General features: G+C 71.3%; 22 protein-coding genes. 10 read left to right on the top strand and 12 right to left on the bottom strand.

The features are described from left to right. Positions 1 to 41: 41 nt before the first annotated feature. Genes ABT158_RS02020 through ABT158_RS02030 form a run of 3 tightly spaced genes read left to right on the top strand, consistent with a single transcriptional unit; the run spans position 42 to position 2,752 of the window. Entirely contained in the window at positions 42 to 1,016 is a 975-nt protein-coding gene (locus ABT158_RS02020; RefSeq protein WP_352349895.1) for a glucosyl-3-phosphoglycerate synthase, read from the top strand. Next, positions 1,013 to 2,131 carry a glycosyltransferase gene (locus ABT158_RS02025; RefSeq protein ID WP_352349897.1) on the top strand — a complete coding sequence of 373 codons (1,119 nt, stop codon included), beginning with the start codon at positions 1,013 to 1,015 and terminating at the stop codon, positions 2,129 to 2,131. Before ABT158_RS02020 ends, ABT158_RS02025 begins: the two co-directional genes overlap by 4 nt. Positions 2,132 to 2,143: 12 nt before the next feature. Next, positions 2,144 to 2,752, top strand: coding sequence for a response regulator transcription factor (locus tag ABT158_RS02030; RefSeq protein ID WP_352349899.1), 609 nt, complete (start codon positions 2,144 to 2,146; stop codon positions 2,750 to 2,752). On the opposite strand, the gene ABT158_RS02035 is transcribed toward ABT158_RS02030, so the two are convergent. Further along, a complete protein-coding gene (locus ABT158_RS02035) occupies positions 2,693 to 4,795 on the bottom strand; it encodes a sensor histidine kinase (protein WP_352349901.1) in 2,103 nt (700 codons plus the stop codon). The genes ABT158_RS02030 and ABT158_RS02035 overlap by 60 nt on opposite strands. A 10-nt stretch (positions 4,796 to 4,805) precedes the next feature. Continuing rightward, the gene (locus ABT158_RS02040; RefSeq protein ID WP_352349903.1) at positions 4,806 to 5,600 is read right to left on the bottom strand and encodes a universal stress protein; all 795 of its coding nucleotides are present in this window, start codon (positions 5,598 to 5,600) and stop codon (positions 4,806 to 4,808) included. Positions 5,601 to 5,679: 79 nt separating this feature from the next. Between ABT158_RS02040 and ABT158_RS02045 the strand changes: the two genes are divergently transcribed. Next, positions 5,680 to 5,982 (top strand): hypothetical protein, encoded by a 303-nt coding sequence (locus ABT158_RS02045; protein ID WP_352349905.1) that lies wholly within the window; start codon positions 5,680 to 5,682, stop codon positions 5,980 to 5,982. A gap of 86 nt (positions 5,983 to 6,068) precedes the next feature. After that, a complete protein-coding gene (locus ABT158_RS02050) occupies positions 6,069 to 6,617 on the top strand; it encodes a phosphatase PAP2 family protein (protein WP_352349907.1) in 549 nt (182 codons plus the stop codon). On the opposite strand, the gene pip is transcribed toward ABT158_RS02050, so the two are convergent. Beyond that, the gene (gene pip / locus ABT158_RS02055) at positions 6,583 to 7,542 is read right to left on the bottom strand and encodes a prolyl aminopeptidase (protein WP_352349909.1); all 960 of its coding nucleotides are present in this window, start codon (positions 7,540 to 7,542) and stop codon (positions 6,583 to 6,585) included. The genes ABT158_RS02050 and pip overlap by 35 nt on opposite strands. A 66-nt stretch (positions 7,543 to 7,608) precedes the next feature. Here pip and ABT158_RS02060 point away from each other — a divergent pair, with 66 nt between their 5' ends. Further along, positions 7,609 to 8,526 carry a threonine ammonia-lyase gene (locus tag ABT158_RS02060; RefSeq protein ID WP_352349911.1) on the top strand — a complete coding sequence of 306 codons (918 nt, stop codon included), beginning with the start codon at positions 7,609 to 7,611 and terminating at the stop codon, positions 8,524 to 8,526. On the opposite strand, the gene ABT158_RS02065 is transcribed toward ABT158_RS02060, so the two are convergent. The 5 genes from ABT158_RS02065 to ABT158_RS02085 form a co-directional block, all read right to left on the bottom strand. Continuing rightward, a complete protein-coding gene (locus ABT158_RS02065) occupies positions 8,517 to 9,095 on the bottom strand; it encodes a hypothetical protein (protein ID WP_352349913.1) in 579 nt (192 codons plus the stop codon). The genes ABT158_RS02060 and ABT158_RS02065 overlap by 10 nt on opposite strands. Positions 9,096 to 9,162: 67 nt before the next feature. Next, a complete protein-coding gene (mscL, locus tag ABT158_RS02070) occupies positions 9,163 to 9,582 on the bottom strand; it encodes a large conductance mechanosensitive channel protein MscL (RefSeq protein WP_352349915.1) in 420 nt (139 codons plus the stop codon). A gap of 80 nt (positions 9,583 to 9,662) precedes the next feature. Beyond that, positions 9,663 to 9,878: a DUF397 domain-containing protein gene (locus ABT158_RS02075; protein ID WP_352349917.1), complete on the bottom strand. Its 216-nt coding sequence runs from the start codon at positions 9,876 to 9,878 to the stop codon at positions 9,663 to 9,665. A 163-nt stretch (positions 9,879 to 10,041) separates the two neighbouring features. Further along, positions 10,042 to 10,245 (bottom strand): DUF397 domain-containing protein, encoded by a 204-nt coding sequence (locus ABT158_RS02080; protein WP_352349919.1) that lies wholly within the window; start codon positions 10,243 to 10,245, stop codon positions 10,042 to 10,044. Positions 10,246 to 10,465: 220 nt separating this feature from the next. Beyond that, positions 10,466 to 11,314: a helix-turn-helix domain-containing protein gene (locus tag ABT158_RS02085; protein ID WP_352349921.1), complete on the bottom strand. Its 849-nt coding sequence runs from the start codon at positions 11,312 to 11,314 to the stop codon at positions 10,466 to 10,468. A gap of 605 nt (positions 11,315 to 11,919) precedes the next feature. Here ABT158_RS02085 and glgX point away from each other — a divergent pair. The 4 genes from glgX (at position 11,920) to ABT158_RS02105 (ending at position 19,277) form a co-directional block, all read left to right on the top strand. Continuing rightward, positions 11,920 to 14,013, top strand: a complete 2,094-nt coding sequence (gene glgX, locus ABT158_RS02090) for a glycogen debranching protein GlgX (RefSeq protein ID WP_352349923.1) — start codon at positions 11,920 to 11,922, stop codon at positions 14,011 to 14,013. Beyond that, positions 14,006 to 16,156 (top strand): malto-oligosyltrehalose synthase, encoded by a 2,151-nt coding sequence (gene treY / locus ABT158_RS02095; protein ID WP_352349925.1) that lies wholly within the window; start codon positions 14,006 to 14,008, stop codon positions 16,154 to 16,156. The genes glgX and treY overlap by 8 nt, the downstream gene beginning before the upstream one ends. Beyond that, positions 16,146 to 17,858, top strand: coding sequence for a malto-oligosyltrehalose trehalohydrolase (gene treZ, locus ABT158_RS02100; protein ID WP_352349927.1), 1,713 nt, complete (start codon positions 16,146 to 16,148; stop codon positions 17,856 to 17,858). Before treY ends, treZ begins: the two co-directional genes overlap by 11 nt. A gap of 363 nt (positions 17,859 to 18,221) precedes the next feature. Then, the gene (locus tag ABT158_RS02105; protein ID WP_352349929.1) at positions 18,222 to 19,277 is read left to right on the top strand and encodes a hypothetical protein; all 1,056 of its coding nucleotides are present in this window, start codon (positions 18,222 to 18,224) and stop codon (positions 19,275 to 19,277) included. Positions 19,278 to 19,397: 120 nt separating this feature from the next. Here the strand turns inward: ABT158_RS02105 and ABT158_RS02110 are convergent, their stop codons facing one another. The 4 genes from ABT158_RS02110 to ABT158_RS02125 all read right to left on the bottom strand — a co-directional run bounded on the left by ABT158_RS02110 (position 19,398) and on the right by ABT158_RS02125 (position 24,129). Next, positions 19,398 to 20,999, bottom strand: coding sequence for an FAD-dependent monooxygenase (locus tag ABT158_RS02110; protein WP_352349931.1), 1,602 nt, complete (start codon positions 20,997 to 20,999; stop codon positions 19,398 to 19,400). Between the two features lie 1,415 nt (positions 21,000 to 22,414). Then, positions 22,415 to 22,705 carry an MTH1187 family thiamine-binding protein gene (locus tag ABT158_RS02115; protein WP_352320345.1) on the bottom strand — a complete coding sequence of 97 codons (291 nt, stop codon included), beginning with the start codon at positions 22,703 to 22,705 and terminating at the stop codon, positions 22,415 to 22,417. Positions 22,706 to 23,111: 406 nt separating this feature from the next. Next, the gene (locus tag ABT158_RS02120; protein WP_352320347.1) at positions 23,112 to 23,441 is read right to left on the bottom strand and encodes a hypothetical protein; all 330 of its coding nucleotides are present in this window, start codon (positions 23,439 to 23,441) and stop codon (positions 23,112 to 23,114) included. A 10-nt stretch (positions 23,442 to 23,451) separates the two neighbouring features. After that, the gene (locus ABT158_RS02125; RefSeq protein WP_352320349.1) at positions 23,452 to 24,129 is read right to left on the bottom strand and encodes a uracil-DNA glycosylase; all 678 of its coding nucleotides are present in this window, start codon (positions 24,127 to 24,129) and stop codon (positions 23,452 to 23,454) included. Between the last annotated feature and the right edge of the window lie 11 nt (positions 24,130 to 24,140).

Below are 24,140 nucleotides of genomic sequence, written 5' to 3' on the forward strand. Positions count from 1 at the left end.
ATCGGGCAGGGGTCGTGCCCCTATGAGATGGGGCTGACTGCATGGAGACAGATGTGCGAGCCTTGGCCAGGGCCCAGGAGTGGTGCGGCCCGCATTCAAGTACGGCCGCGGAATGGCCGGTGGATGCCTTAATCGAGGCCAAGGGCAACACAACGGTGAGCGTCGTCCTGCCGGCGCGCGACGAAGAGCGCACGGTCGGGGACATCGTCACCGTGATCAGACGTGAACTGGTGGAGCAGGCGCCACTCGTCGACGAGATCCTCGTCGTCGACTCCAACTCCACCGACGCGACGGCGGAACGGGCACGCGCGGCGGGCGCGCGCGTCGTGGCGCAGAACGAGGTGCTGCCCCACCTGCCGCGCCTGTCGGGCAAGGGGGAGGCGCTGTGGAAGGGGCTGGCCGCCTCCCACGGCGACATCGTCGCGTTCGTCGACTCGGACCTGCTCAACTTCGGCGCGCACTTCGTGTCGGGGCTGGTCGGTCCGCTGCTGATGAACCCGGGCACCCATTTCGTCAAGGCCACCTACGAACGGCCCTTCACGGGCGAGGACGGCGTGCCCCGGCGCGGCGCGGGCGGCCGGGTCACCGAGCTGGTGGCCAGACCCCTGCTCAACCTGTTCTGGCCGGAGCTGGCGGGCTTCCGCCAACCCCTCGGCGGCGAGTACGCCGCCCGGCGCGACGTGCTGGAACAGGTCCCCTTCGTCACCGAGTACGGCGTGGAGTTCGGCCTCCTCGTCGACCTCCTCCAACTGGTGGGACTCGACGCGATGGCCCAGGTGGACCTGGGCTCCCGCGCGCACGGCCACCAGTCCGTGCACGCCCTCGGCCGGATGGCCGGGCAGATCATGCTCACCGCGTGGTCCCGGCTGGAACGCCAGGGCCGCGTGGTGTCCTCGGTGCCCCCGGCTCACATGCTGCTGCAGTTCGGTCTCGACGGGCGGGCCGGCCTGGTGGACGTGGGAGTGGCGGAACGGCCGCCGCTCGCCTCGCTCATGCTGGAGGAGGACGTCGCGTGAAGGTGCTGATCAACGCGGGACCGTGGCTGGCGGTCCCGCCGCCCGGCTACGGCGGCATCGAGAACGTGGTCGCCACCCTGGTCCCCGCGCTGCGCGAACGCGGCGTCGAGGTCGTGCTGGCCTCCGTGGCGTCGAGCACGCTGGAGGCCGACGAGCTGATCGCCGTCTACGACGAGGGCCAGTTCGCCGAGTTGCAGAAGCCGTACAACCAGGTCATGGGGATCGCGCACGCGCACCAGGCGCGGGTGGCCGCCGAGCTGCGCGGCCGCGACGACATCGACCTCGTCCACGACCACGTGGAGGTCGTCGGGCCGGCGGTGCTGGCCGCGCTGGGCGGGCCGCCGGTCCTCCACACCCTCCACTGGGACCTGCGCAAACACCCGGCGTTCTACGGGGCCTTCCCGCGCTCGATCGCGGTCAACGGGGTGTCGGACTCGCAGCTCGCCCGCGCCCCGGAGGCACTGCGCGCCGCCTCGCTGGGCGCCGTCCACCTGGCCACGCCGCTGGCCGGCCAGGACGTCCGCGCCGAGCGCGGCGAGCACTTGGTGATCATGGGAAGGATCTGCGGGCTCAAGGGCCAGCACGTGGCCGCCCGGATCTGCCAGAAGCTCGGCCTGCCGCTGGTCGTGGCCGGCCCGGTCTGCGGCCGGGACAGCCAGGCCGAGCTGGACGTCGTCCTGCAGGACCCCTACCACCCGCTGCACAGCCATCCCGACGTGCGGTACCACCTCGACCAGGTGTCCCGCTACCTCGACGGCGACCTGGTCAGGTGGATCGGCGCGGTCGGCGGTCAGGAAAGGGACGAACTGTACGCCTCGGCCCGCGCCGCGCTCTTCCCCATCCAGTGGGACGAGCCGGGCGGCACGGCGGTCGTCGAGGCCCTGGCGCTCGGCGTCCCGCCGGTGGGCCTGCGCCGCGGCTGCCTGCCCGAGATCATCGACCACGGCCGCACCGGCTTCCTCGCCGACACCGAGGAGGAGCTGGCCGAGTACGTCCAGCGGGTGGACGAGATCGATCCCGAGGAGTGCCGCCGCGAGGCCCGGCGCCGCTTCTCGCCCGGCGTGATGGCCGACCGCTACCTGGACCTGTACGACCGGGTGCTGCGCGCGAACTGATAGACATGTGCGGTGATTCGCGTACTTCTGGCCGAGGACCAGGCCGTGATCAGGCACGCGCTCGCGACCCTGCTCGGCCTGGAGTCCGACTTCGAGATCGTGGCCGCGGTCGAGTCCGGTGACGCGGCCGTGGCGTCGGCCGCCGCGCACCGGCCGGACGTGGCCGTGCTGGACATCGACATGCCCGGCACCCTCGACGGGCTGGCCGCCGCGGCGGAGATCCGGGCCAGGGTGCCCTCGTGCCGCACGCTCATGCTCACCGCCTACGGCAAACCCGGCCATCTCAAACGGGCCCTGACCGCCCAGGTGGACGGCTTCCTGCTGAAGACCGCGCCGCCGGAGGAGCTGGTCGCGGCGATCAGGGAGGTCACCCGCGGCGGCCGGGTGCTCGACCCGTCGCTCGCGGTCACCGCCTGGGACCTGGCCGACAACCCGCTCACGCCGCGCGAGGCCGACGTGCTGCGGCTGGTGGCGGGCGGCGCCGAGGCCCCCGACATCGCCCGGCGGCTGCACCTGACCGCCGGGACCGTGCGCAACTACCTGACGGCCATCGTGGCCAAGCTAAACGCGCGCAACCGCACCGACGCCGTGCGCATCGCCACCGAGGCCGGCTGGATCTAGCGGGGCGCGCGCGTCGAGCCGGAACCAGCCGTCCGCGGCGGCGGTCGTGAGCCGGCCGCCCAGCGTGGCCAGGCGGGTGGTGAGGTTGCCGAGCCCGGACGAGCCGCGACGGGCGGCCGCCGTGCCCGCGCCGTCGTTGCGGACGAGCAGCCGGACCTCGCCGCCGGCGGCGGAGGTGGAGATCACGCAGGCGCGCGCGGCGCTGTGGCGCAGGACGTTCGTCACGGCCTCGCGCAGCACGGTGCTGAGCACGGTCTCGACCTCGGCCGGCAGCTCGGGGTGCGCGAGCCGCAGGGTGACCTCGACCCCGGCCGCCGCCAGCACCTTCCCGGCCGACTCGGCCTCGGCGGCGAAGGACAGCTCGCGCTGCTCGCCGGTGACCGAGCGCAGGTCGTCCTGGGCGTGCTCGGCCATGGCGACGACGTTCTCCAGCTCCCGGACGGGGTCGGGCAGCCGGCGGGCCAGCTCGCAGGTGAGCAGGATGGCGGCCAGGCTGTGGCCGAGCAGGTCGTGCAGGTCGCGGGCGGCCCGCAGGCGCTCCTCGACGACGGCCGACCGCGCCAGGCTCTCCCTGGCCGCGTGCAGCTCCTTGGCCAGCTGGGCCAGGCGCAGGAAGCTGTAGACCACCAGGCCGGTGGTGAGCGTGCTCACCGTGATGTTGACGCGGCCGGGCAGCTCGTACAGGGAGGCGACCGTCCAGACCGCGGCCAGGATCGCGGCCGTCAGGGGCCAGGCCGTCCGCGGGCGGAAGGCGAGCAGCACCGGACCGGCGAGGAAGCCCGCCGTCCCCAGCCAGATCGGCCCGAACACCGGGATCGGGGCGAAGGTGAGCGCCGCCATCACCCCCAGCGCCACCATGTGGCGGCCGGTGACCGAGCGCAGCTGCATGACGACGATCACGGCCAGCGCCGCGACCGCGGGCGCCAGCAGCCCGGCCGGGATCTGCAGCAACGCCTTGACGCTGAACCCGACCAGCACGGCGGCCAGCAGGACCACCGAGACGTCGGGCGGCTCGCGCCGGGCCGCCGCGGGCGGGCGCGTGGCGGGCAGCACGGCCTCCACCGTGTACCGGCCCCGGCCGGACAGGCCGCGGGTGAGCGCGCCGCCCGCCGCCGCCACCTGGCGGGTGAGCCCCGCCGGGCCGGCGAGCCCGCCGGTGTCGTCGTCCTCGGCCGTGCGGCGGCCGTCGTCGGCCACGCGCAGGTGCACCTGGGCTCGTTCCGGCTCCTCCCAGGTCTCGATCACGCACACGGTGGCGGTGCCGCGGCGGGCGACGTCCGTGACCGCCTCGCGCAGCACCGAGGCGAGCAGCGCGCCCGCCGGGCCCAGCGGCTCGGTGTGGGCGGCGCGCACCTCCACGCCGACGCCGGCCGCCTCCAGCAGGGCGCGGGCGGTGGTCAGCTCGGGGGCCAGGGACATCGCGCGGTAGCTGGCCGCCGCGGCGCGCGCGTCCGCCAGCGACAGCCGCGCCGTCGCGACCACCTCGCCGAGCGTCCCGGCCGCGTCCCGCGGCGCGGCCAACGCCCGCCGCGCGCCCGCGCCGATCGTGGCCAGGCCGCGGCCGAGGCCGTCGCTCAGCTCCGCGGCGATGCGCAGCCGCTCCTCGGCCACCGCTGCCGCGGCCAGCGCCGGACGGGTGGCCTCCCTCTCGGCCACCCGCTCGACCAGCCGGATCAGGCCGAACACGACCAGCGACAGAAGCACCGTGGTGATCGCGAGGTCCGTCGTGGAGACCGCGTCCCCGGAATGGCGCCAGTGATGGATCACCACGCCGCTGAAGGCCACCGCGGGCGCCAGCGCCCACCAGCGCGTCACCAGCAGCGACCCGGCGAGGAAGCCCAGGATCGCGACGGACGCGCCCTGCCCCAGCGTCACCGCGTAGACCAGCACGCCCTGGACGGCGAGCAGCCACCCCTTCCTGGCCAGCAGCGTGAAGGCGCACTGCACGGCCAGCACCGGCAGCGCCCCCCAGGCGCCGGCCACCACGTAGACGCCGGCCAGCGAGGCCAGCACCACGACGACGATCAATCGGGCGACACGCACGCCCAGAAGCTTAGGAGAACCCCCGCGGCAGCACGGTGACCGGGCAGGACGACGACCGCAGCACCTTCATCGCCAGCTCGCCCAGGAACACCCGGTGCGGCTGGGCGTCCTCGCCGGCGGCGCAGACCAGCAGCTCGCCGGGCAGCCACTCGACGTCCTTGAGCGCGGCCTGCACGTCGTGGCCCTCGGCCACCTCCGACTCGGCCTCGATGCCGGTGCTCTCCCAGGCCAGCCGTACGGCCAGGGCGAGGTCGTCGCGCAGCTTGCCCTGGTTCTCGGTGCGCAGGTCGAGGGTGATCAGCCGGAGCGGCACGTCGAGCCGCAGCGCCGCCTGGGCCACCCGCTCGACCGCCGCGTCGCACTGCGGCCGGTGGACGTAGGCCAGGGTGAGCCGGGCGGGCTCGTCGGGCGGCACGTAGCCCGAGGGCGCCAGCATCACCGCCTCCGGCGACAGGTGCAGCAGGTGGTCGGCGGTGCTGCCGACGGCGATGCGGCCGTACTGGCCGCCGCTCGCCGAGCCGACCACGATCAGGTCCGCCCTGATCCTGCTGGCCAGCACCGACAGCCCGCGGCCGGTGCCCCGGCTCTCGAACGCCATGTACTCGGCCGGGACGACGCCCAGCTCCTCACCCGCGTGCGCCAGGTTGGCCTGGGCCTCGACGGCCAGCCCCGGGCTGCCCGGGGGATAGATCGACGCCACCGTGAGCTCGCCCCCGGTCAGCCGGGTGATGGCGGCCCCGAGCGCGAGGGCGTCCCGCCCACCGGGGTCGTTGCTGTAGCCGACGATCACGTGCTCTCCGATCACGTTTGCCCTCTTACCCGCTCTGAACTGGGAATACGCGGTCTCAGTCGATGCGTTTGAAACGATTGGAGGCGTAAAAACAGTGAAGATCACCCTTGACACCCGTTTCAACGGGTCCCTCGGTCCGGTCACCCTTCGTGAAGCGGTTCAGCAGCTCAAGGCGCACGACCTGACGTGCACCGTCCCCGCCGGCGTCGTCGAGCAGAAGGTCACCGTCTTCTCCGACTGCGTGGAGCGTGGCTTCACCCCGCTGCGCAGCGAGATCATGGCCGCGTACTACATGGCCGAGCGGGACGCGACGGCCGAGGCGTTCGACCGCGGCCTCATCACCGAAGGCGAGCTGGAGCAGAGGCGCGCCCTCCTCATGCGCCAGTATCTTGGGTAAGGACCGGAATCGCCCTTTCGGTGGAAGCATTTGACGATCAAAGTTCATAAGGTCGTGTCCACTACCCGTTCACGGATTGGACACCTGTGTACCGCGACATCGTCGACTTCGCTCTGACCACGCCCGGGTGGCTGCACGCCCTCGCCGAGTTCGGCACGGACGCCGGCCTGTTCATCTTCGCGGCGCTCTTCCTCGTGTGCTGGTGGCGGGCGCGCCAGGCCCCCGCCCGCGACCTCGCGCTCGCCCTCGCCGGTCCGGCCGGGGTGGTGGGCGCGTACATCGTGAGCGAGGGCGTGAAGCTGCTGGTCCGGGAAGACCGGCCGTGCCGCGGCGGCATCGCCACGATCGCGGCCTGCCCGCCCTCCACGGACTGGTCCTTCCCCAGCAACCACACCGTGATCGCCGCCGGGGCGGCGGGCACGCTCATCCTGGTCTGGCGCGCCCTGGCCTGGGTGGTGCTGCCGCTGGCCGCCCTGATGGGCTTCTCCCGGGTGTTCGTCGGCGTGCACTACCCGCACGACGTGGCCGGCGGCTTCCTGCTCGGCCTGGTGCTCGCGCCGCTGTTCGCGCTGCTGCTGGTCGGCGCGGTCACCCCTGCGGTCAGGCTCGCGCGAAGCCGTCTGTCGCCGCGATGAGCCGGTCGACGATGCCGGGCTCGGTCGCCGCGTGCCCGGCGTCGTGCACCACCTGGAAGTCGGCCTCGGGCCAGGCCTTGTGCAGGTCCCAGGCGGTGGCCATGGGCGTGCAGGCGTCGTAGCGGCCCTGGATGATCACGGCCGGGATGTGCCGGACGCGGTCGACGTTCCTGATGAGCTGCTCGGGCTCGAACCAGCCGCCGTGGTGGAAGTAGTGGTTCTCGATCCTGGCGAACGACACCGCCATCTTGTCCTCGCCGAACTCCGCCACCAGGCTCGGGTCGGGCAGCAGCGTGATGGTGGCGCCCTCCCACTGGGACCACGCCTTGGCCGCCGCGAGCCGGACCGCGTCGTCGTCGCCTTCGAGACGGGCGCGGTAGGCGGCCATGAGGTCGCCGCGCTCCTCGACGGGGATCGGCGCCAGGTACGACTCCCACAGGTCGGGGAACAGGTAGCTCGCGCCCTCCTGGTAGAACCAGCGCAGCTCGTGCGGGCGCAGCGTGAAGATGCCGCGCAGCACCAGCTCGGTCGTCCGGTCGGGGTGCGTCTGGGCGTAGGCCAGCGACAGCGCGCTGCCCCACGACCCGCCGAACACCTGCCACCGCTCGATGCCCAGGTGCTCGCGCAGCCGTTCCATGTCGGCCACCAGGTTCCAGGTGGTGTTGGCGGCCAGCGACGTGCCCGGCGTGCTGGCGTGCGGCAGGCTGCGCCCGCAGTTGCGCTGGTCGAACAGGACAATGCGGTACAGCTCGGGGTTCCACTGGCGGCGGTGGTTGGCGCTGCACCCGGCGCCCGGCCCGCCGTGCAGCATGACGGCCGGCTTTCCGTCGGGGTTGCCGCAGACCTCCCAGTAGATCTGGTTGCCGTCACCCACGTCGAGCAGGCCGGACTCGTAGGGTTCGATGGGCGGGTACAGAGTTCTCATGTCTCGCGATCCTGCCATGGAGCAGGAGTCGGCCGAATTGTGCCGGTTCGCGCCTAGAGTGATCGTATGGACCTGGTGACGATCGACGACATCCGCGCGGCGGCCGGGCGGATCAACGGAACCGCGGTGCGCACGCCGCTCCTGAGGATGGGCGAGGCGTGGCTGAAGCCCGAGAGCCTCCAGCCGGTCGGCTCGTTCAAGATCCGTGGCGCCTACAACGCGCTGGCCGCGCTGCGTCCGGCCGGCGTCGTCACGCACTCCTCCGGCAACCACGGCCAGGCGCTGGCGTTCGCGGCGGCCGAGTTCGGCGTGCCGTGCGTGGTCGTCGTGCCCGAGGGCACCCCGGCGGTCAAGGCGGCGGCGATCGAGGGATGGGGCGCCGAGCTGGTGGTCGTGCCGCCCGACCAGCGCGAGGTGACGGCCGAGCGGCTGGCCGGCGAGCGCGGCCTGACGCTGGTGCCGCCCTACGACCACCGCGCGGTCATCGCCGGGCAGGGCACGATCGGGCTGGAGATCGTCGAGGACCTGCCGGACGTCGAGGTGGTGCTCGTGCCGGTCAGCGGCGGCGGGCTGGCCGCCGGCGTGGCGACGGCGGTCAAGGCGCTGCGGCCCGACGTCCGCGTGTACGGCGTCGAGCCCGAGCTGGCCGCCGACGCCGCCGAGAGCCTGGCGGCCGGGCACGTGGTCGCCTGGGAGACCACCCGCACGTTCCGGACCATCGCCGACGGGCTGCGCGTGCACCAGGTGTCCGAGCTGACCTTCGCCCACCTGCGCGAACACCTCGAAGGCATCGTCACCGTGTCGGAGGACGAGCTGCGGGCGGCCATGCGGCACATCGCGCGCACGGCCCGGCTGGTGGCCGAGCCCAGCGGCGCGGCGACCACGGCCGCCCTGCTGTCGGGCCGCGTCCCCGCCGGGCGCACGGTGGCCGTGCTGTCCGGGGGGAACGTCGATCCGGAGCTGTTCGCCCAGGTCTACGCCTGAGCCCAGGCGTGGCGGGTGAGGAAGCCGCGCTCGCCGGTGGCGTACTCGTGGAAGGCCTGCTGCACCTCGGCCAGCTCGGGCACCACCGCGCGGACCATCGCGCCCTCCTTGTACTCCAGCTCGTAGCCGGGGGAGACCTGGAGGAAGTGCCGGCCGAAGCTCACCAGGGCGACGAACGGGTTCTGCGGCGACAGGGTGGCCAGGACGTCGTTGACCAGCCCGAGGTCGGGGTCGTGCACGACCATCCCGTCGCCGGTGTGGAGCTGCATGCCCTCGTACACGCCGAGCGGGGCCACGTTGTGCACCAGGTCACGCTGGGGGTCGTAGCAGACCAGGCCGTGCGCGCGGGCGGTGGTGAACACCTGGGCCGAGCTCTCGTCCATCGTGTCCAGGTCCATCGTCACCAGGACGTGCCCGGGGTACACGGTGACCTGCCCGGGCAGCTCCTTGGCGACGTCGGGCACGTCCCCCTCGACGGGGTCGCTCCGCTTCACCGCCAGATACGTGGTCCGGGCCTGATCCCTGCTGATCGGCACCGGCTCGTCCCAGACCATCAACTCAACGCTCATCGGTCCATCTTGCCGAACGTCCACCGTGCCGGCGCGCCACTGGGGTCAAGAGTCCGTGATGTACGGTTCAGCGCGGTTTCTCGGACTGGGGCACCAGCTCCACCGTGCAGTGGGCGCACCGGCTGGCCTCGGCCGGGATGTCCGACAGGCACTCGGGGCACTCCTTGGTCGTCGCGGCCTTGTCGCGGTCGAACAGGTGGATCAGCCGCGTCATCGGGGCCACGACCAGCCAGTAGACGACCGCCGCGATCACCAGGAAGGTCAGCAGGTGGTTGAGGAAGTCGCCGTACTTGAACTGGCTGCCGTTGATGGTGAAGGAGTATTCGGCGAAGTTCGGCTGCCGGCCGCCGGTCACCGCGCCGATGAGCGGGGTGATGAGATCGGTGACCAGTGCCTGGACGAGCCCGCTGAAGGTCGCCCCGACGATGACGGCGACGGCCAGCTCGACGATGTTGCCTCGGAGTAAGAACTTCTTGAAACCGCCCATGGAGTCGGCATATTGCCGGGGGCCGCGGCCTGAAACCCCGATGGCCCCCGACAGAGCCCGACGGAGAACGTCGTGGCCGGTCAGACCTGGGGCGCGAGCCGTTCGAGATCGAAGTGGCCGCGCCGCACGCCGTCGAGGAACGCGGCCCACTCGTCGGTGGTGAACGACAGGACGGCATCGCCGGCGTCCTGACTTCCCCGCACCCAGACCCGGTCGGCGAGCATGGTGACCTCGACGCAGTCGCCATTGTTGCACCGTTGCCAGCGTGCCTGGTCAAGGGCAGGTGGGCGTTTCATCCATTACCTCCTGAAGGCGGCTGTAGAGGTATTGAGCCGATGGTGATTTTACCTTGACAGCCGAAGATGACCAGGCGACAAAAGGGGCAGTGCACCCGTCGGCGCCAGAGAAAACAAAAGGCGGGCGTCCCTGAGGACGACCGCCGGAAAAAGCGCCGCGCGTTCAGCCGGACTGACGTATTCCATGCAGGAACGCGTCCCATTCCCGGGCGCTGAACGTGAGGACGGGGCCGGCCGGGTTCTTGTTGTCCCGCACGCCGATCTCGCCGGCGGACAGCAACGCGACCTCGACGCATTCTCCGTTGTTGCAGCGCGACGCGGCCCGCCACCGCGGACCCGCCTGGACGTCAGGGTGGTGGGACGTCATTGTCTCCCCCTCGTGCATCGACAATGGGCGCGGCGGCGGTCGGACCTCGCCGGGCGCGCTGGAACGGTGTTGGTCGGACACCGGCGATCTCACGTGGAGAGCGAAAGCGTCCCAATGGATGAACAGTAGCACCTGGCACTTGCCACGGAAGCGAGGTCCCGATGTGTCGGAGGCATCATGCCAGGTGACCGGAAAAACGAGATGATCTCGTGATGGAGTGCTAAGCGAAGTTTGCGGCCATCTCGATAATTCGCCGCTTGGATTCCTGGATGCCCAGGGCCTCGGCCCGCAGATGGTCGATGATCTCACGAAACCGCCGGACCACCTTATCGGCCTCCAGGTAGAAAAGGCCCATTTGATGTTCCACGAAAATGGTGTCGGCGATGCCGGAGTCGTGGTCGAACTCCATGAGCCGGAAGGTGCTGTCGAAACCCACGTGCGCCCCCGCCGTGAACGGGATCACCTGGATGGTGACGTGCGGCAGCTCGCTCAGCTCGACGAGCCGGCCGAGCTGTTCACGCATGGTCTGCCGGCTGCTCACGTGCCGGTAGAGCACCGACTCGTCCAGCAGGACCCAGTAGCGCAGGGTGTCGGGCCGGTGCAGCCACTCCTGGCGTTTCATCCGCACCCTGACCCGGTCGTCGAGCACGTCGGGCGCGATGCGGGGCAGCCAGCCGCGGATCACGGCGCGGGCGTAGTCCTCGGTCTGGAGCAGGCCGGGCACGGTGGTGATCTCGTACTCGGTGATGGCGCTGGCCTCCGCCTCCAGGCCGAGCATCTGCCGCAGCTCGCGGTTGTCGTAGAACTGCCACCACTCCTTCTGCCTGGCGTCCTTGGCCAGCGTCATGAGCTGGGCGGACTCGGCGGGGGAGACGTCGTACAGGCGGCACAGGTCGCGCACGTCGCGCAGGCTGACGCCGCGCTGCGCGGTCTCGATCCGGCTGATCTTGGCCGGGGAGCACAGGAGGGCCTGGGCGACCTCGGCGATGCTGAGGTTCTGCTCGTTGCGCAGCTCGCGTAAGCGCATCGCCAGTTGCCGCTGCCGGAGCGTCGGGTTGGGGATGGTCATCGCCGCACACTCCCTTCCCACGGCGGCCGGTTGCCCCGGAGCGTACCCCCGGGTTCGGTTTCGAAGGCATGTGCGGTAGGTAATCGTCACCGGCACGTTCCTATGGCAAGTGCCAATTCGGGGTGGGTTTCCGGTGTCGGCGGGTAAAAGTCAGCCAAGCCGTAAGAGAGGGGGATGCCCTGGGGCTGATTTGATCAAACCACCAGAGATCGAAATGCCGCGTTCATTCCCTGACGTGATGGCTCACCAGAGGCCGTCCGTCACATAAGGCTGGGCCGACGGGGGCTCGTCGGCCCGGCAGCGCCGATCGTTCGCTCCTGCCAGAGCGAGGATCGACCGTCCTGATCGCGGGGGATCGGGAACGCAGCGTCGCGTCGCCCGATCGCGGGTGCGGATCCGGTGTGCGGGGGCCGCGCACCGGATCCGTGAACCTCGCCGGACCCCCCACCAGGCCGAACACGTGAGCCGCCTTCGACACCGCGCCGTCGGAGGCGGCTCACTCGATTTTTCGGAGTATTCCGGACGGACGCGTGGGAAGGAACAGGGTGGCCTTGTCCGCCGGAGCGGGGGAACGGAACATGGGGAGAGACCGCAAGGGAGCCTCGATGATCGAGATCTGGCCTGGAGACCCCTATCCTCTCGGGGCGACGTACGACGGCGCGGGCACGAACTTCTCGCTCTACACCGAGGTCGCCCAGGCGGTGGAGCTGTGCCTGTTCGACGAGGACAACGTCGAGTCGCGGGTGCCGCTCACGGAGGTCGACGGGTTCATCTGGCACGGTTACCTGCCCGGCATCGGCCCCGGCCAGCGTTACGGCTACCGCGTGCACGGGCCGTACGAGCCGGCCCGCGGGCTGCGCTGCAACCCCAACAAGCTGCTGCTCGACCCGTACGCGATGGCGATCGAGGGCGGCGTCGACTGGCACGAGGCGGTCTACGGCTACCGGTTCGGCCAGCCGGACACGCGCAACGACGCCGACTCCTCCCCGTACGTGCCGCGGTCCATCGTGATCAACCCGTTCTTCGGATGGGGGCACGACCGGCCGCCGGCGACGCCGTACCACGACACGGTGATCTACGAGGCCCACGTGCGCGGGCTGACGATAAGCCATCCCAAGATCCCCAAGCACCTGCGCGGCACGTACGCGGCGCTCGGCCACCCCGAGATCCTCGACCACCTCACCAAGCTCGGCGTGACGGCGCTGGAGCTGATGCCGGTGCACCAGTTCGTCACCGACCACATCCTGGAGCAGCGCGGCCTGTCCAACTACTGGGGCTACAACTCCATCGGCTTCTTCGCCCCGCACAACCGCTACTCCAGCACCGGGCAGCGCGGCGGGCAGGTGCTGGAGTTCAAGGCGATGGTGCGCAGCCTGCACGAGGCGGGCATCGAGGTCATCCTCGACGTCGTCTACAACCACACCGCCGAGGGCAACCACCTGGGGCCGACGCTGGGGTTCAGGGGCATCGACAACAGCAACTACTACCGCCTGGTCGAGAACGACAAGCGCTACTACGTCGACACCACCGGCACGGGCAACAGCCTGCTCATGCGCTCGCCGCACGTCCTCCAGATGATCATGGACTCGCTCCGCTACTGGGTCATCGAGATGCACGTCGACGGGTTCCGCTTCGACCTCGCCTCCACCCTCGCCCGCGAGCTGCACGAGGTCGACCGGCTGAGCGCGTTCTTCGACCTGGTGCAGCAGGACCCGGTGTTGTCGCAGGTCAAGCTCATCGCCGAGCCCTGGGACGTCGGCCCCGGCGGCTACCAGGTCGGCAACTTCCCCTCGCGCTGGACCGAGTGGAACGGCCGCTACCGCGACACGATCCGCGACCTGTGGCGCGGGCAGGCCGCCACGCTGCCCGAGTTCGGCTCCCGCCTGACCGGGTCGAGCGACCTGTACAAGGACGACAGCCGCCGCCCGGCCGCCTCCATCAACTTCGTGACCTGCCACGACGGCTTCACCCTGCAGGACCTCGTCGCGTACAACGACAAGCACAACGAGGCGAACAAAGAGGGCAACCGCGACGGCACCGATGACAACCGGTCGTGGAACTGCGGCGAGGAGGGCCCGGCGAGCCTGGCCATCGAGTCGCTGCGCGAGCAGCAGAAACGCAACTTCCTCACCACGTTGTTCCTGTCGCAGGGCGTGCCGATGCTCTCGCACGGCGACGAGCTGGGCCGCACCCAGAAGGGCAACAACAACGGCTACTGCCAGGACAACGAGCTGACCTGGGTCGACTGGTCCGACATCAGGGAGAACTGGCTGCTGCTGGAGTTCACCCAGGAGCTCGCGGCGCTGCGGAAGAAACATCCGGTCTTCCGGCGCAGGAGGTTCTTCTACGGCAGGCCGGTACGCGGGCTGAGCGACATCGCCTGGCTCACCCCGTCCGGGGAGGAGATGACCGACAGCGACTGGAACGTCGGCTACGCCAAGTCGCTGGCCGTCTTCCTCAACGGCGACGCCATCACCGAGCCCGACCGGCGCGGCCGCCCGATCCGGGACGACTCCTTCCTGCTGCTGTTCAACGCCCACCACGACACGATCAAGTTCACGATCCCCCAGGACTACGGCGAGATGTGGCACACCGAGATCGACACCGCGATGCCCATCAGGCTCGACGTGCGGATGGTGCGCGCGGGCGAGGCGATCGAGGTCCCCGGACGCAGCGTGCGGGTGCTGCGCCGTGTCTAGGCCGGCCTCGACGTACCGGGTGCAGCTCACCCCCGACTTCGGTTTCGCGCAGGTCGCCGAGATCGCCGGCTACCTGCGCGACCTCGGCGTCAGCCATGTCTACCTGTCGCCGGTGCTGCAGGCCACGCCCGGGTCGCGGCACGGCTACGACGTCGTCGACCACTCCAGGATCAGGGAGGAGTTCGGCGGGGCCACCGGCTTCCGCGAGATGGCCCAGGAACTGGCCGCGCACGACCTGGGCATCGTCATCGACATCGTGCCCAACCACATGAACACGATGAACGCCCAGTTCTGGTCGGTGCTCGAGGACGGGCCCGCCTCGCCGTACGCGAACTGGTTCGACATCGAGTGGGTGGACGGGAAGGTGGCGCTGCCGGTGCTCGGCGACGACACCGAGCCCGTGGTCGACGGCGACGTCCTGCGCTACCACGAGCACGCCTTCCCCCACCCGGGCCACTACCGGCTGGTCGACTGGCGCGAGGGCCCCGGCTACCGGCGCTTCTTCGACGTCTCCTCCCTGATCGGGCTGCGCGTGGAGGACCCGGCGGTGTTCTTCGCCACGCACGAGGTGATCTTCTGGCTGCTCGACGAGGGCCTGGTCGACGGGTTGCGCATCGACCATCCCGACGGCCTGGCCGACCCCCGCGGCTACCTCGACCGGCTGCGCGAGCGGACCGGCGGCCCCTGGACGGTCGTGGAGAAGATCCTCATCGGTCCCGAGCGGCTGCAGCCCGACTGGGCCTGTGACGGCACGACCGGCTACGAGGTGCTCAACCGGGTCAACGGCCTGTTCGTCGACCCTTCGGGCAAGGAGCCGCTGGTCCGGCTGTTCAGCGAGCTGACCGGGCAGCCCGACGACTACCGTCCGGTGATGACGCAGGCCAAGCGCGAGGTGCTCGACCTGTTCTTCGGGGCGGAGATCGACCGGCTGGCTCGGGTCACCGGCTGCGCGCCCGCCGCGGTGTCGGAGCTGCTGGCCGCGATGCCGCTCTACCGCGCCTACCTGGTGCCGGGGGAGGAGCCGCCGCCCGAGTCGGTGGAGATCGTCGAGCTGGCCGCCGCGGAGTGCTCGCCCGCCGTGCGGCCGCTCGTCCGGGAGGTCCTGTACGGCTCGCCGGAGGCGATCGTGCGCTTCCAGCAGACGTGCGGGCCGGTCATGGCCAAGGGCGTGGAGGACACCGCGCTGTACCGGTGGTTCCCGCTGTCGTGCCTCAACGAGGTGGGCGGCGAGCCGGACGTGTTCGGCGTCTCGGTCGAGGAGTTCCACGACTTCTGCGGGGAGATGTCCCCGTACACGATGACGACCCTGTCCACGCACGACACCAAGCGGTCGGAGGACGTGCGGGCCCGGTTGTCGGTGTTGTCGGAGATGCCGCGGGAGTGGGCGTCCGTGGTGTCGGAGTGGTCGCGGGAGCTCTCCTTCGACCCCCACCTCGACTACCTGGCCTGGCAGAACCTCATGGCCGCCTGGCCGATCTCCGCGGAACGCCTCACCGACTACCTGCTCAAGGCGGCTCGCGAGGCCAAGACCGCGATCTCGTGGGTGCGTCCGGACGCCGCCTACGAGCGGCGGCTGCGGGAGTTCGCGCGGGCCGCCGTGCGGCTGCCGGTGGAGGAGTTCACCGAGCGCATCGAGCCGTTCGCGATGTCGAACTCGCTCGGGGCCAAGCTGGTGCAGCTCATGATGCCCGGGGTGCCCGACGTGTACCAGGGCAACGAGACCACCGACTTCTCGCTGGTCGATCCGGACAACCGGCGGCCCGTGACGTACCCGCGCAAGCCCGAGACCTCCTGGGACGCCGCCAAGCTCCTGGTCACGACGCAGGCGTTGCGGCTGCGCAGGCGGCTCGGGGGCGCGGCGCCGTACCTGCCGCTGCGGGCGGAGGGGGAGGCGGCCGAGCACGCGATCGCCTTCGCCCGGGGCGAAGGCCCGCGGGCGGTGGCGGTCGCCACCAGGCTGCCGGTACGCCTCGCGCGCCGCTCCGCGGTCGCCGGCCACTCGGTGTGGGGCGACACCACCTTGACGCTGCCCGGCGGATCCTGGCGCGACCTGCTCACCGGCGAGCCGCACTCGGGGACGGTTCCGCTGGCCCGGCTGCTCGATCAGTACCCCGTCTCACTGCTGGAGCGACATGATCTTTGAGGTCTGGGCACCGAAGGCCACGGCTGTCGAGGTCGACGTTCTGGACGGACGCCGGCCGATGTCCCAGGGGGAGAGAGGCTGGTGGTGGGCCGAGGTCGCCGAGGCCGGCCACGGCACCAGGTACGCCTTCGTCCTCGACGGCGGCGGGCCCTACCCCGACCCGCGCTCCCGGCGGCAGCCCGAGGGGGTGTTCGGGCCGAGCGCGGTCTACGAGCACGACCGCTTCACCTGGTCCGACCACGACTGGAAGGGCCGCGACCTGCGCGGCTCGGTCATCTACGAGCTGCACGTCGGCACGTTCACCGGCGAGGGCACGTTCGCCGCGGCGATCGAGCGGCTGGAGCACCTGGTCGAGCTCTGCGTGGACTTCGTGGAGATCATGCCGGTCGCTCCCGTCCCCGGCGGGCGCAACTGGGGGTACGACGGCGTCGACCTCTACGCGGTCAACGAGACGTACGGCGGGCCCGACGGGCTGAAGTCGTTCGTGGACGCGTGCCACCGGGCCGGGATCGGCGTCATCCTGGACGTGGTCTACAACCACCTGGGGCCGTCGGGCAACTTCCTCCACCCCTTCGGTCCGTATTTTTCCGGCTTTGCTGGTAGCTATTGGGGTGAAGCGGTCAATCTGGACGGGCCGGGGTCCGACGAGGTCCGACGATACTTCATCGGCAACGCCGTCCAGTGGCTGCGCGACTACCACATCGACGGGCTGCGGCTGGACGCCGTCCACGCGCTGCACGACAGGCGCGCCCGCCACCTGCTGGCCGAACTTTCGGAGGAGGTCGACGCGCTGGCCTGCTCGCTCGGCCGGCCGCTGTCGCTGATCGCCGAGTCCGACCTCAACGACCCGCGCATGGTACGTCCGCTGGAGGCCGGCGGCCTGGGCATGACCGCGCAGTGGAACGACGACGTCCACCACGCCCTGCACACCGCCGTGAGCGGCGAGAGCCACGGCTACTACGAGGACTTCGCCGACCCGTCGGCGCTGGCCCGGGTGCTGACCCGGGGCGTGCTGCACGACGGCGGCTACTCCAGCTTCCGCGACCGGGCGCACGGTCAGCCCTTCACCGGCGTGCCCGGCCACCGGCTGGTCGCCTGCCTGCAGAACCACGACCAGATCGGCAACCGGCCCGGCGGCGACCGCCTGCCCGTGTCCGCACTCAGACTCGGCGCCGGGCTGCTGCTGACCTCGCCGTTCACGCCGATGTTGTTCATGGGGGAGGAGTGGGGGGCCGGCACGCCGTTCCTGTTCTTCTCCGACCACGTGGAGCCCGAGCTGCGGGAGAGCGAGGGGACGCGGCGCGAGCGCGAGTTCGACGGCTTCGGGTATGCCTGGGACGCGCCGAACCCGTCCGACGAGGAGGCGTTCCTCCGTTCCAAGCTGGACTGGAGCGAGCTGAAGGAGGAGGAGAACTGGTCCCTGCTGTGCTGGTACCGGGACCTCATCGCGCTGCGCAAGGCGCTGCCGGAGCTGTCGGACCCGCGGCTGGACCTGGTGCGGGTGGAGGCCGATCCGGAGGGCAGGTGGCTGGTCATGTGGCGCGGGACGGTGTGCGTCAGCGTCAACTTCTCCCCGGAGACGCTGACGTTGCCGCCGGCGGGCGCCACCCTCCTCCTGGCCTCGGACGACCCGGTCGCCGCCGGCCCGGACGGCCTCCGCCTCCCCGGCCAGACCCTCGCCATCACCCGCACCGCCCCTTGACCGCACCCCCTCCACCTCCCCGACCCCGCCCCCTTGACCGGACGCCCTCCACCTCTCCGGCCCCGCCGCCTGACCGGACAGCCTCCGCCTCCCGGGCCTCGGCCTCCTGACCGGACGGCCTCCGCCTTCCCGGTCAGGTCCTCGGCCCTCGCCGCCCCCTGACTGGACGGCCTCCGCCGCCCGGTCAGACCTCCACCATCACCCGCACCACCCCCTGAATGCCCGGCCTCCGCCTCCCCGGTGGTTGTCCACAGGGTGGGGGCCGGTCGGCGGGTTCGTCCCCAGAACCGGGTTCGGCCGCACCGCGGCCGGCCCGGTTCCGGATCCTGGGTGCCTCACCACGTTTCGAAGGCGAGGCACCTCATGAAGATCGTTCTGCCGCTCCCCGCCATGCTGACCTCACTGTTCGTCGTAGCCGTGGAGCACCTGCCGTTCGACGTCGACACCTTCGTGCCCTGGCGTGTCCCCGGGCCGTACCGGAAGGCGGCCCGTGACGCGCTCGACACCCCGGCGTCCCTGACCGTCACCCATGCCCCCGCCCCCTGGCGACCGGCCGGCCTCACCCTCACGGGCGACGAACGACGGCGGCTTCGCCGGGCCGGGCAGCACGTACTGGTGTCCACCACCGCGCCCCCACGCCGCCTGCCCGGCAACGTGCAGACTGCCAGAGCCGTCGCCCGCGCCCTCGCCCGCCAGTGCGACGGCCTGCTGATCGACCCGTCCACCGCCTCGGCCGTGCCCGCCTGCCCGAGGTCGCCGGGCGAGCCGGAAGACTTCCACCTCGCCGACGACTGGCTCAGCTGGGACGTGCAGATGCGCGACGACGCCACCTGCCCGCCGTGGGACCCGTCCGAGACGGCCGCCTGCGCCTGCCTGCGCGTCACCTCGCGCGGTCTGAGCCGCTTCGCGCTACCGGAGATCACCCTCGACGGCGCCGCCTGCGCCCACAGCCTGTGCGCGACCGCCCTCCTCCGATCGGTGGCCCATCGCCTGGTCGCCGACCAGCTCGCCCACCTGCGGGCGCACCCGCTGGCCACCTGCCACGAGATCGACGACCTCCTGCGAATCCAGCCCTCCGGCGCCCTGCGGGGCGTCCCACCGTTCGGTGTGCGACTGACCCCGTGCGACGCCGACCTCGCGGACCTTGCGGACCTTGCGGACCTCGCCGACCGTGCGGATTTCGCGGGCCGCGCCGACCCCGCCGACCCCGCCGACCCCGCCGACTGCGGCGGGCCGGGCCGCTCGGGCGCCATCCGCCGCCTGAAGGTGGGTCCCGCCCCCGGCAGCGGCCGGCTCACCTGTCTGAAAGTGGGGCCACCGTCCGGCTTTCCCGGCTCGGTCAACGACTGGCTTCGCGCCGCCGACAGCCTCGACCTGACGTCCGCCGACCACCTCGCACGCCCGGCCCTCGCCGCCTGACCTCCGCCCCCGCGAGACGGCCAGACCCATGGAGCACGTACGGGCCGGCCTCCCCGCTCATGCGCACGTTTCACGACCCCGGCGAAGGCCATCGGGCCCGGTCCGGTGAGAGGCAGGTGGTCAGCGGTGCAGGATCCGGGTGAGCGCCTGGTCGAGCGTGGACATGGGGTCGGAGGTGGGGCTGGGGGCGCGCCAGGCCACGTACCCGTCGGGCCGCACCAGGACGGCGCCGCCCTCCCGCACCCCGTACCGCTCCCGCCAGCGGCCCTCCACGTCCACCAGCTCGTCGTCCACCAGGATGCGGGTGAGCTGCACGCCCAGGCGCTCCTTGACCACGCGGCCGGCGTCCATCCAGACCTGGCCGCCGCACTTGTCGGCCAGCAGGACGAAGCCCGAGCCGAACAGGTCGATGGTCGAGATGCGCTGCCCCTCCCAGTCGAGCACGACGTGCGGGGCGCGGCTGCCGGGCCGTCCGCTCGGGACACGCGGGTCCTCCAGGAGCGAGCCATCGTCGCCGGGCTCCTCCAGGACGGCGGCGGAGTGGTACCGGTAGCCCAGCATCGCCTGCAGGAAGTCCTCCAGGGGCTCGGGATAGTCGGAGCGCTCGTCCACGGGCATCCGGACACTGAGGTTGGCGAGCTGGGCGTCGGCGGTCAGGGCGCCGATCGGGCGGCGTTCGGCGTCGTAGGTGTCCAGGAAGCCGGGGCCGGCCTGTCCGCTGATCACCAGCCAGAGGCGCCAGGCGATGTCGCAGCCGTCCTGGAGGGCGGTGCTGCCGCCCTGGCCGCCGGTGGGCGGCATGGTGTGGGCGGCGTCGCCGGCGAAGAAGACGCGTCCGGCGCGGAAGGTGTCGGCCACGGCGTGCGCCAGGTTGAACGTCGCCGTGTCCAGCACCTGCACGTCCAGGTCCGGGATGCCGGTTCCGGCGCGGATGAGCTCGACGCAGCGTTCCTCGGTGAGGGCGTCTGCGCCGCCGTCCGGAGAGGGGGTCTGGTTGATGCCGAGCACGTGCGCGCCGACGCCCGTGCCGGTCACGATGACGCCGGTGAACGCGTCGTTGTGGAGGTACCAGACGATGACCTCGCGCTCGTTCACCAGGCCGGTCAGGTCGGCGTCGAACATGATCGAGCGCATCTGCACGAGGTCGCCCCTGCCGGAGGTGGGCACGCCCAGCCGCTCGCGCAGCGGGCTCCGGTGGCCGTCGGCCGCCACCACGTAGTCGGCCCGTACGATGCTCTCCTCGCCGTCGGCGGCGCGGATCACGGCGGTGACGCCGTCGTCGTCCTGGTCGAGGGAGATCAGCTCGGTGGAGAAGCGCAGGTCGGCGCCGAGTTCGTCGGCGTAGGCGCGCAGCACCCGCTCGACCTCCGACTGGGGGGCGCCCACACGGGGCACGGGGGTGAGGTCGGCCAGGGCGTCGAACTCGCCCGTGTCCTCGAAGATCATCTGTGGGTCGGGGTCGGCCAGAGTCTTGGCGATCGCGATGCGCATGGAGTCGCCGATGCCGATCCAGATGTCGGCGAACGTCTGCTCGATCCCCGGCAGCGGCCGCAGCAGCTCGACGGCTCGCGGTCCCATGCCGAACGCCTTGGGCTGGATGGACGTGCTCGGGTGCCGCTCGACCAGAATGACGGGCACCTCGCGCCACGCCAGCAGCGCGGCAGCGCTCAGGCCCGCGTACCCGCCGCCGACCACCAGCACGGGCACTCGCTCTTGTCTCATTGCCTCCACCTCCGGGCACGAGTAGTATCGCGTTATCCGATCAAGCAACACGATATGTCGCGTCTACGAAGACGGTCAAGACATATCGCGAATCCCGCCATTCATCGGACCTCTGAAGCTGCCCGAAAGAGCGCGCCGCCATCTGGGCGCGAGGCCAAACGTGCTGCCACCCCACTCGCAAGCCGCACAACGCCGACATCGCCAGCCGACATCGCCAGAAGCTCGAACAGCGGCACTTCGAGCCAACCTCCAGCGCCCCGCACCCGCCACGGGCCACCCCGCCACATGTCCACCACGCGGGCTTCGCGCTATGCGTGCGCTACGGCGGGCACATGGGTTCGGAGCCCCTCTAGCGGGCGCACAGCGCGAAGCCCCGCAGCGGGCACCCGGCGGGCACCCGGCGGGCACCCGGCGGGCACCCGGCGGGCACGCGGCGCGCAGCCTCCATGGCGGGTGCAGGGCAGGAAACCGCTCGTAGCGGGCAAGCCACCCGGAGCCACCCGGCAACTGAGACCCGGCCTGTACGTCGACAGCTGAACACCCCCGGGAGCCGTACGCCATCGGCATCTGGTCGTCCGGCCGGGAAGGCGGTAGTCGGACTGCGACTGCGACGGCCTGCACCGCACAGAAGCTCTCAGCCACGTCCTCGTACCGTGAAACCCACGACCTGCGGATGCCGGCTTGAGCCCACAGCCGGGCAACACGGTGACGAACCCCCGCCGTTGAACGTGGCGAGAAGTCCCGTAGCGGGCACGTAGCGAGGAGCCCTCGTGGCGGCGGCCACATGGCGCGGAGCCGTCCCAAAGCGAGACGTAGCGAGGAGCGGCACAGCAGGCACGCGGTGCGCAGCCACTGCGGCGCGCACATGGCGCGGAGCCGTCCATGGCGGGACGTATCGAGGAGCCGCACAGCAGGCACGAGGCGCGCACCCATCCCGTAGCAAACACACGGCGAGAAGCATCGCAGCGGGCACGCAGCGCACAGCCCCATGCGTAGCGCGAAGCCCGCGTAGCGGACACGTAGCGCGAAGCCCGCGTAGCGTGAAGCCCGCGGGGGCCGGGCGCTGGCTGGGTGGCGGCTTTGGGTAGGCGATCGGGCGCTGGGCACGGGCCAAGTGCCGGTTTGTGCCGGTGGTCGGGTGCCGGGTGCTCGTCGGCCCTCGGGCGGGCTGTTGGACACGGGATGGGCCGTTGGACGTCGGGCGGGCAGCCGTTGGACGTCGGGCGGGCCGTTGGACGTCGGGCGGGGCGTTGGGCACCGGGCGGGCCGTTGGACGCTGCGGGGGTGACGGTTGCCGGGGCGGCAAGGCAGGTGTCGAGGTGCTGGCTGGGGTGGCTTCTGGGGAGTGGCTGGGGGTGAGGTGTTCCTGCTTGGAGCTGAGGTGTTCTGTTTGGGGGCTTGGCGGTGGGGCGGGGTCAGGGGAGGTGGCGTTCGAGGCTTTGGAGTTTGGTGGTCATGCCGTCCGTCACGCCCGGGCGCAGGTCGGCCTTGAGGACCAGGCTGACCCTCGGGGCGACCTCGGAGACGGCGTCCACCGCGCGCCTGACGACGTCCATGACCTCGTCCCATTCGCCCTCGATCGTGGTGAACATCGCGTCCGTGCGGTTGGGCAGGCCGCTCTCGCGGACCACCTTGACGGCGCGGGCGACCGGTTCGGCGACCCCTTCGCCGACGCCCAGCGGGGTGATGGAGAAGGCCACGATCATGGCGACAGATCCCTCGGAGAACGGAAAGAGCCCGGACGAGACGATCGTAGCCGGGGCGAAGAGCCACGACGCGGGTGGGGCGCCGTGGCTGATCGCCGTACGTCAGAGGTCACGACGTGATGGGCGCCGTACGACGGAGCCGCGGCGCGGATGGGGCGCCGTGGCCGGTCGTCGTACGTCGCAGGTCACGACGCGATGGGCGCCGTGCCCGGTCGGCGTACGTCAGAGGTCACGACGCGATGAGGCGTCGTGGCTGATCGCTGTACGACGGAGCCGCGACCCGGGCGGGACGTCGTGGCTGGTGGCCGTACGTCGGAGCCGCGACGCGGCTGGGACGTGGTGGCCGGTCGACGTACGCGACGTCACGCCACGTCATGCCACGTCACGTCACGTCACGTGCGAGAGGTCACGCGTGGTCGTGGTCGTGGTGGTCCTCGTCCTCGTCCTCGCTCGGCCCCTCGGACGGCTCCACCCCGAGAACGGCCTCACGCGGCTCGATCTCGGTGATGTGGTCCACGAGCTGCAGCACGTGGTCCGGCTCGATCAGCCACTGCAGCGCCGAGGCGCCGGTCTCGTCGGAGTTGACGAGGTCGGCCTGCTCGGAGCGCTCCTCGTCGCTGAGGTCGGCGTCGGGATGCCGGATCTCGGCCAGCGCCGCCGCCTGCAGCGCGTTCACGTCGAGCACCTCCACGGTCAGCTCGACCGTAAGGCGCAGGTATTTCGGTTCATCACTCATGGCGACGATGCTAGGGCAGCTTCCACTCGACAGGTGCGGCGCCTTGCTGGGTGAGCAGCTCATTGGCGCGGCTGAACGGCCGCGAGCCGAAGAAGCCGCTGCGCGCCGACAGCGGGGACGGGTGCGCCGACTCGATGCGCGGCACGCTGCCGAGCATGGGCGCGAGGTTGCGGGCGTCGCGGCCCCACAGGATGGCGACCATCGGCTTGTCGCGGGCCACGAGGGCGCGGATGGCCTGCTCGGTGACCTGCTCCCAGCCCTTGCCCCGGTGGGAGGCGGGCTTGCCCGGCATGACGGTCAGGACCCTGTTGAGCAGCAGCACGCCCTGCTCGGCCCACGGGGTCAGGTCGCCGTTGGCGGGGCGGGGGAGGCCGAGGTCGGACTCCATCTCCTTGTAGATGTTGAGCAGGCTCCCGGGTATCGGCCGCACCTCGGGCGCCACCGAGAACGACAACCCGACGGGGTGGCCGGGCGTGGGGTAGGGGTCCTGGCCCACGATCAGCACCCTGACGTCGTCGAAGGGCTGGTTGAACGCGCGCAGGACGTTGGGGCCCGCGGGCAGGTACTGCCTGCCCTCGGCGATCTCGTTGCGCAGGAACTCACCCATCAAGGAGATCTGCTCGGATACGGGCTCAAGAGCCTGAGCCCATCCGGCTTCGACGACTTCATGCAAAGGACGACCGGCCATGGCCGTGAAGC

Origin of the sequence: Nonomuraea sp. NPDC001636, from assembly GCF_040298265.1 — a bacterium.
Lineage (GTDB): Bacteria > Actinomycetota > Actinomycetes > Streptosporangiales > Streptosporangiaceae > Nonomuraea.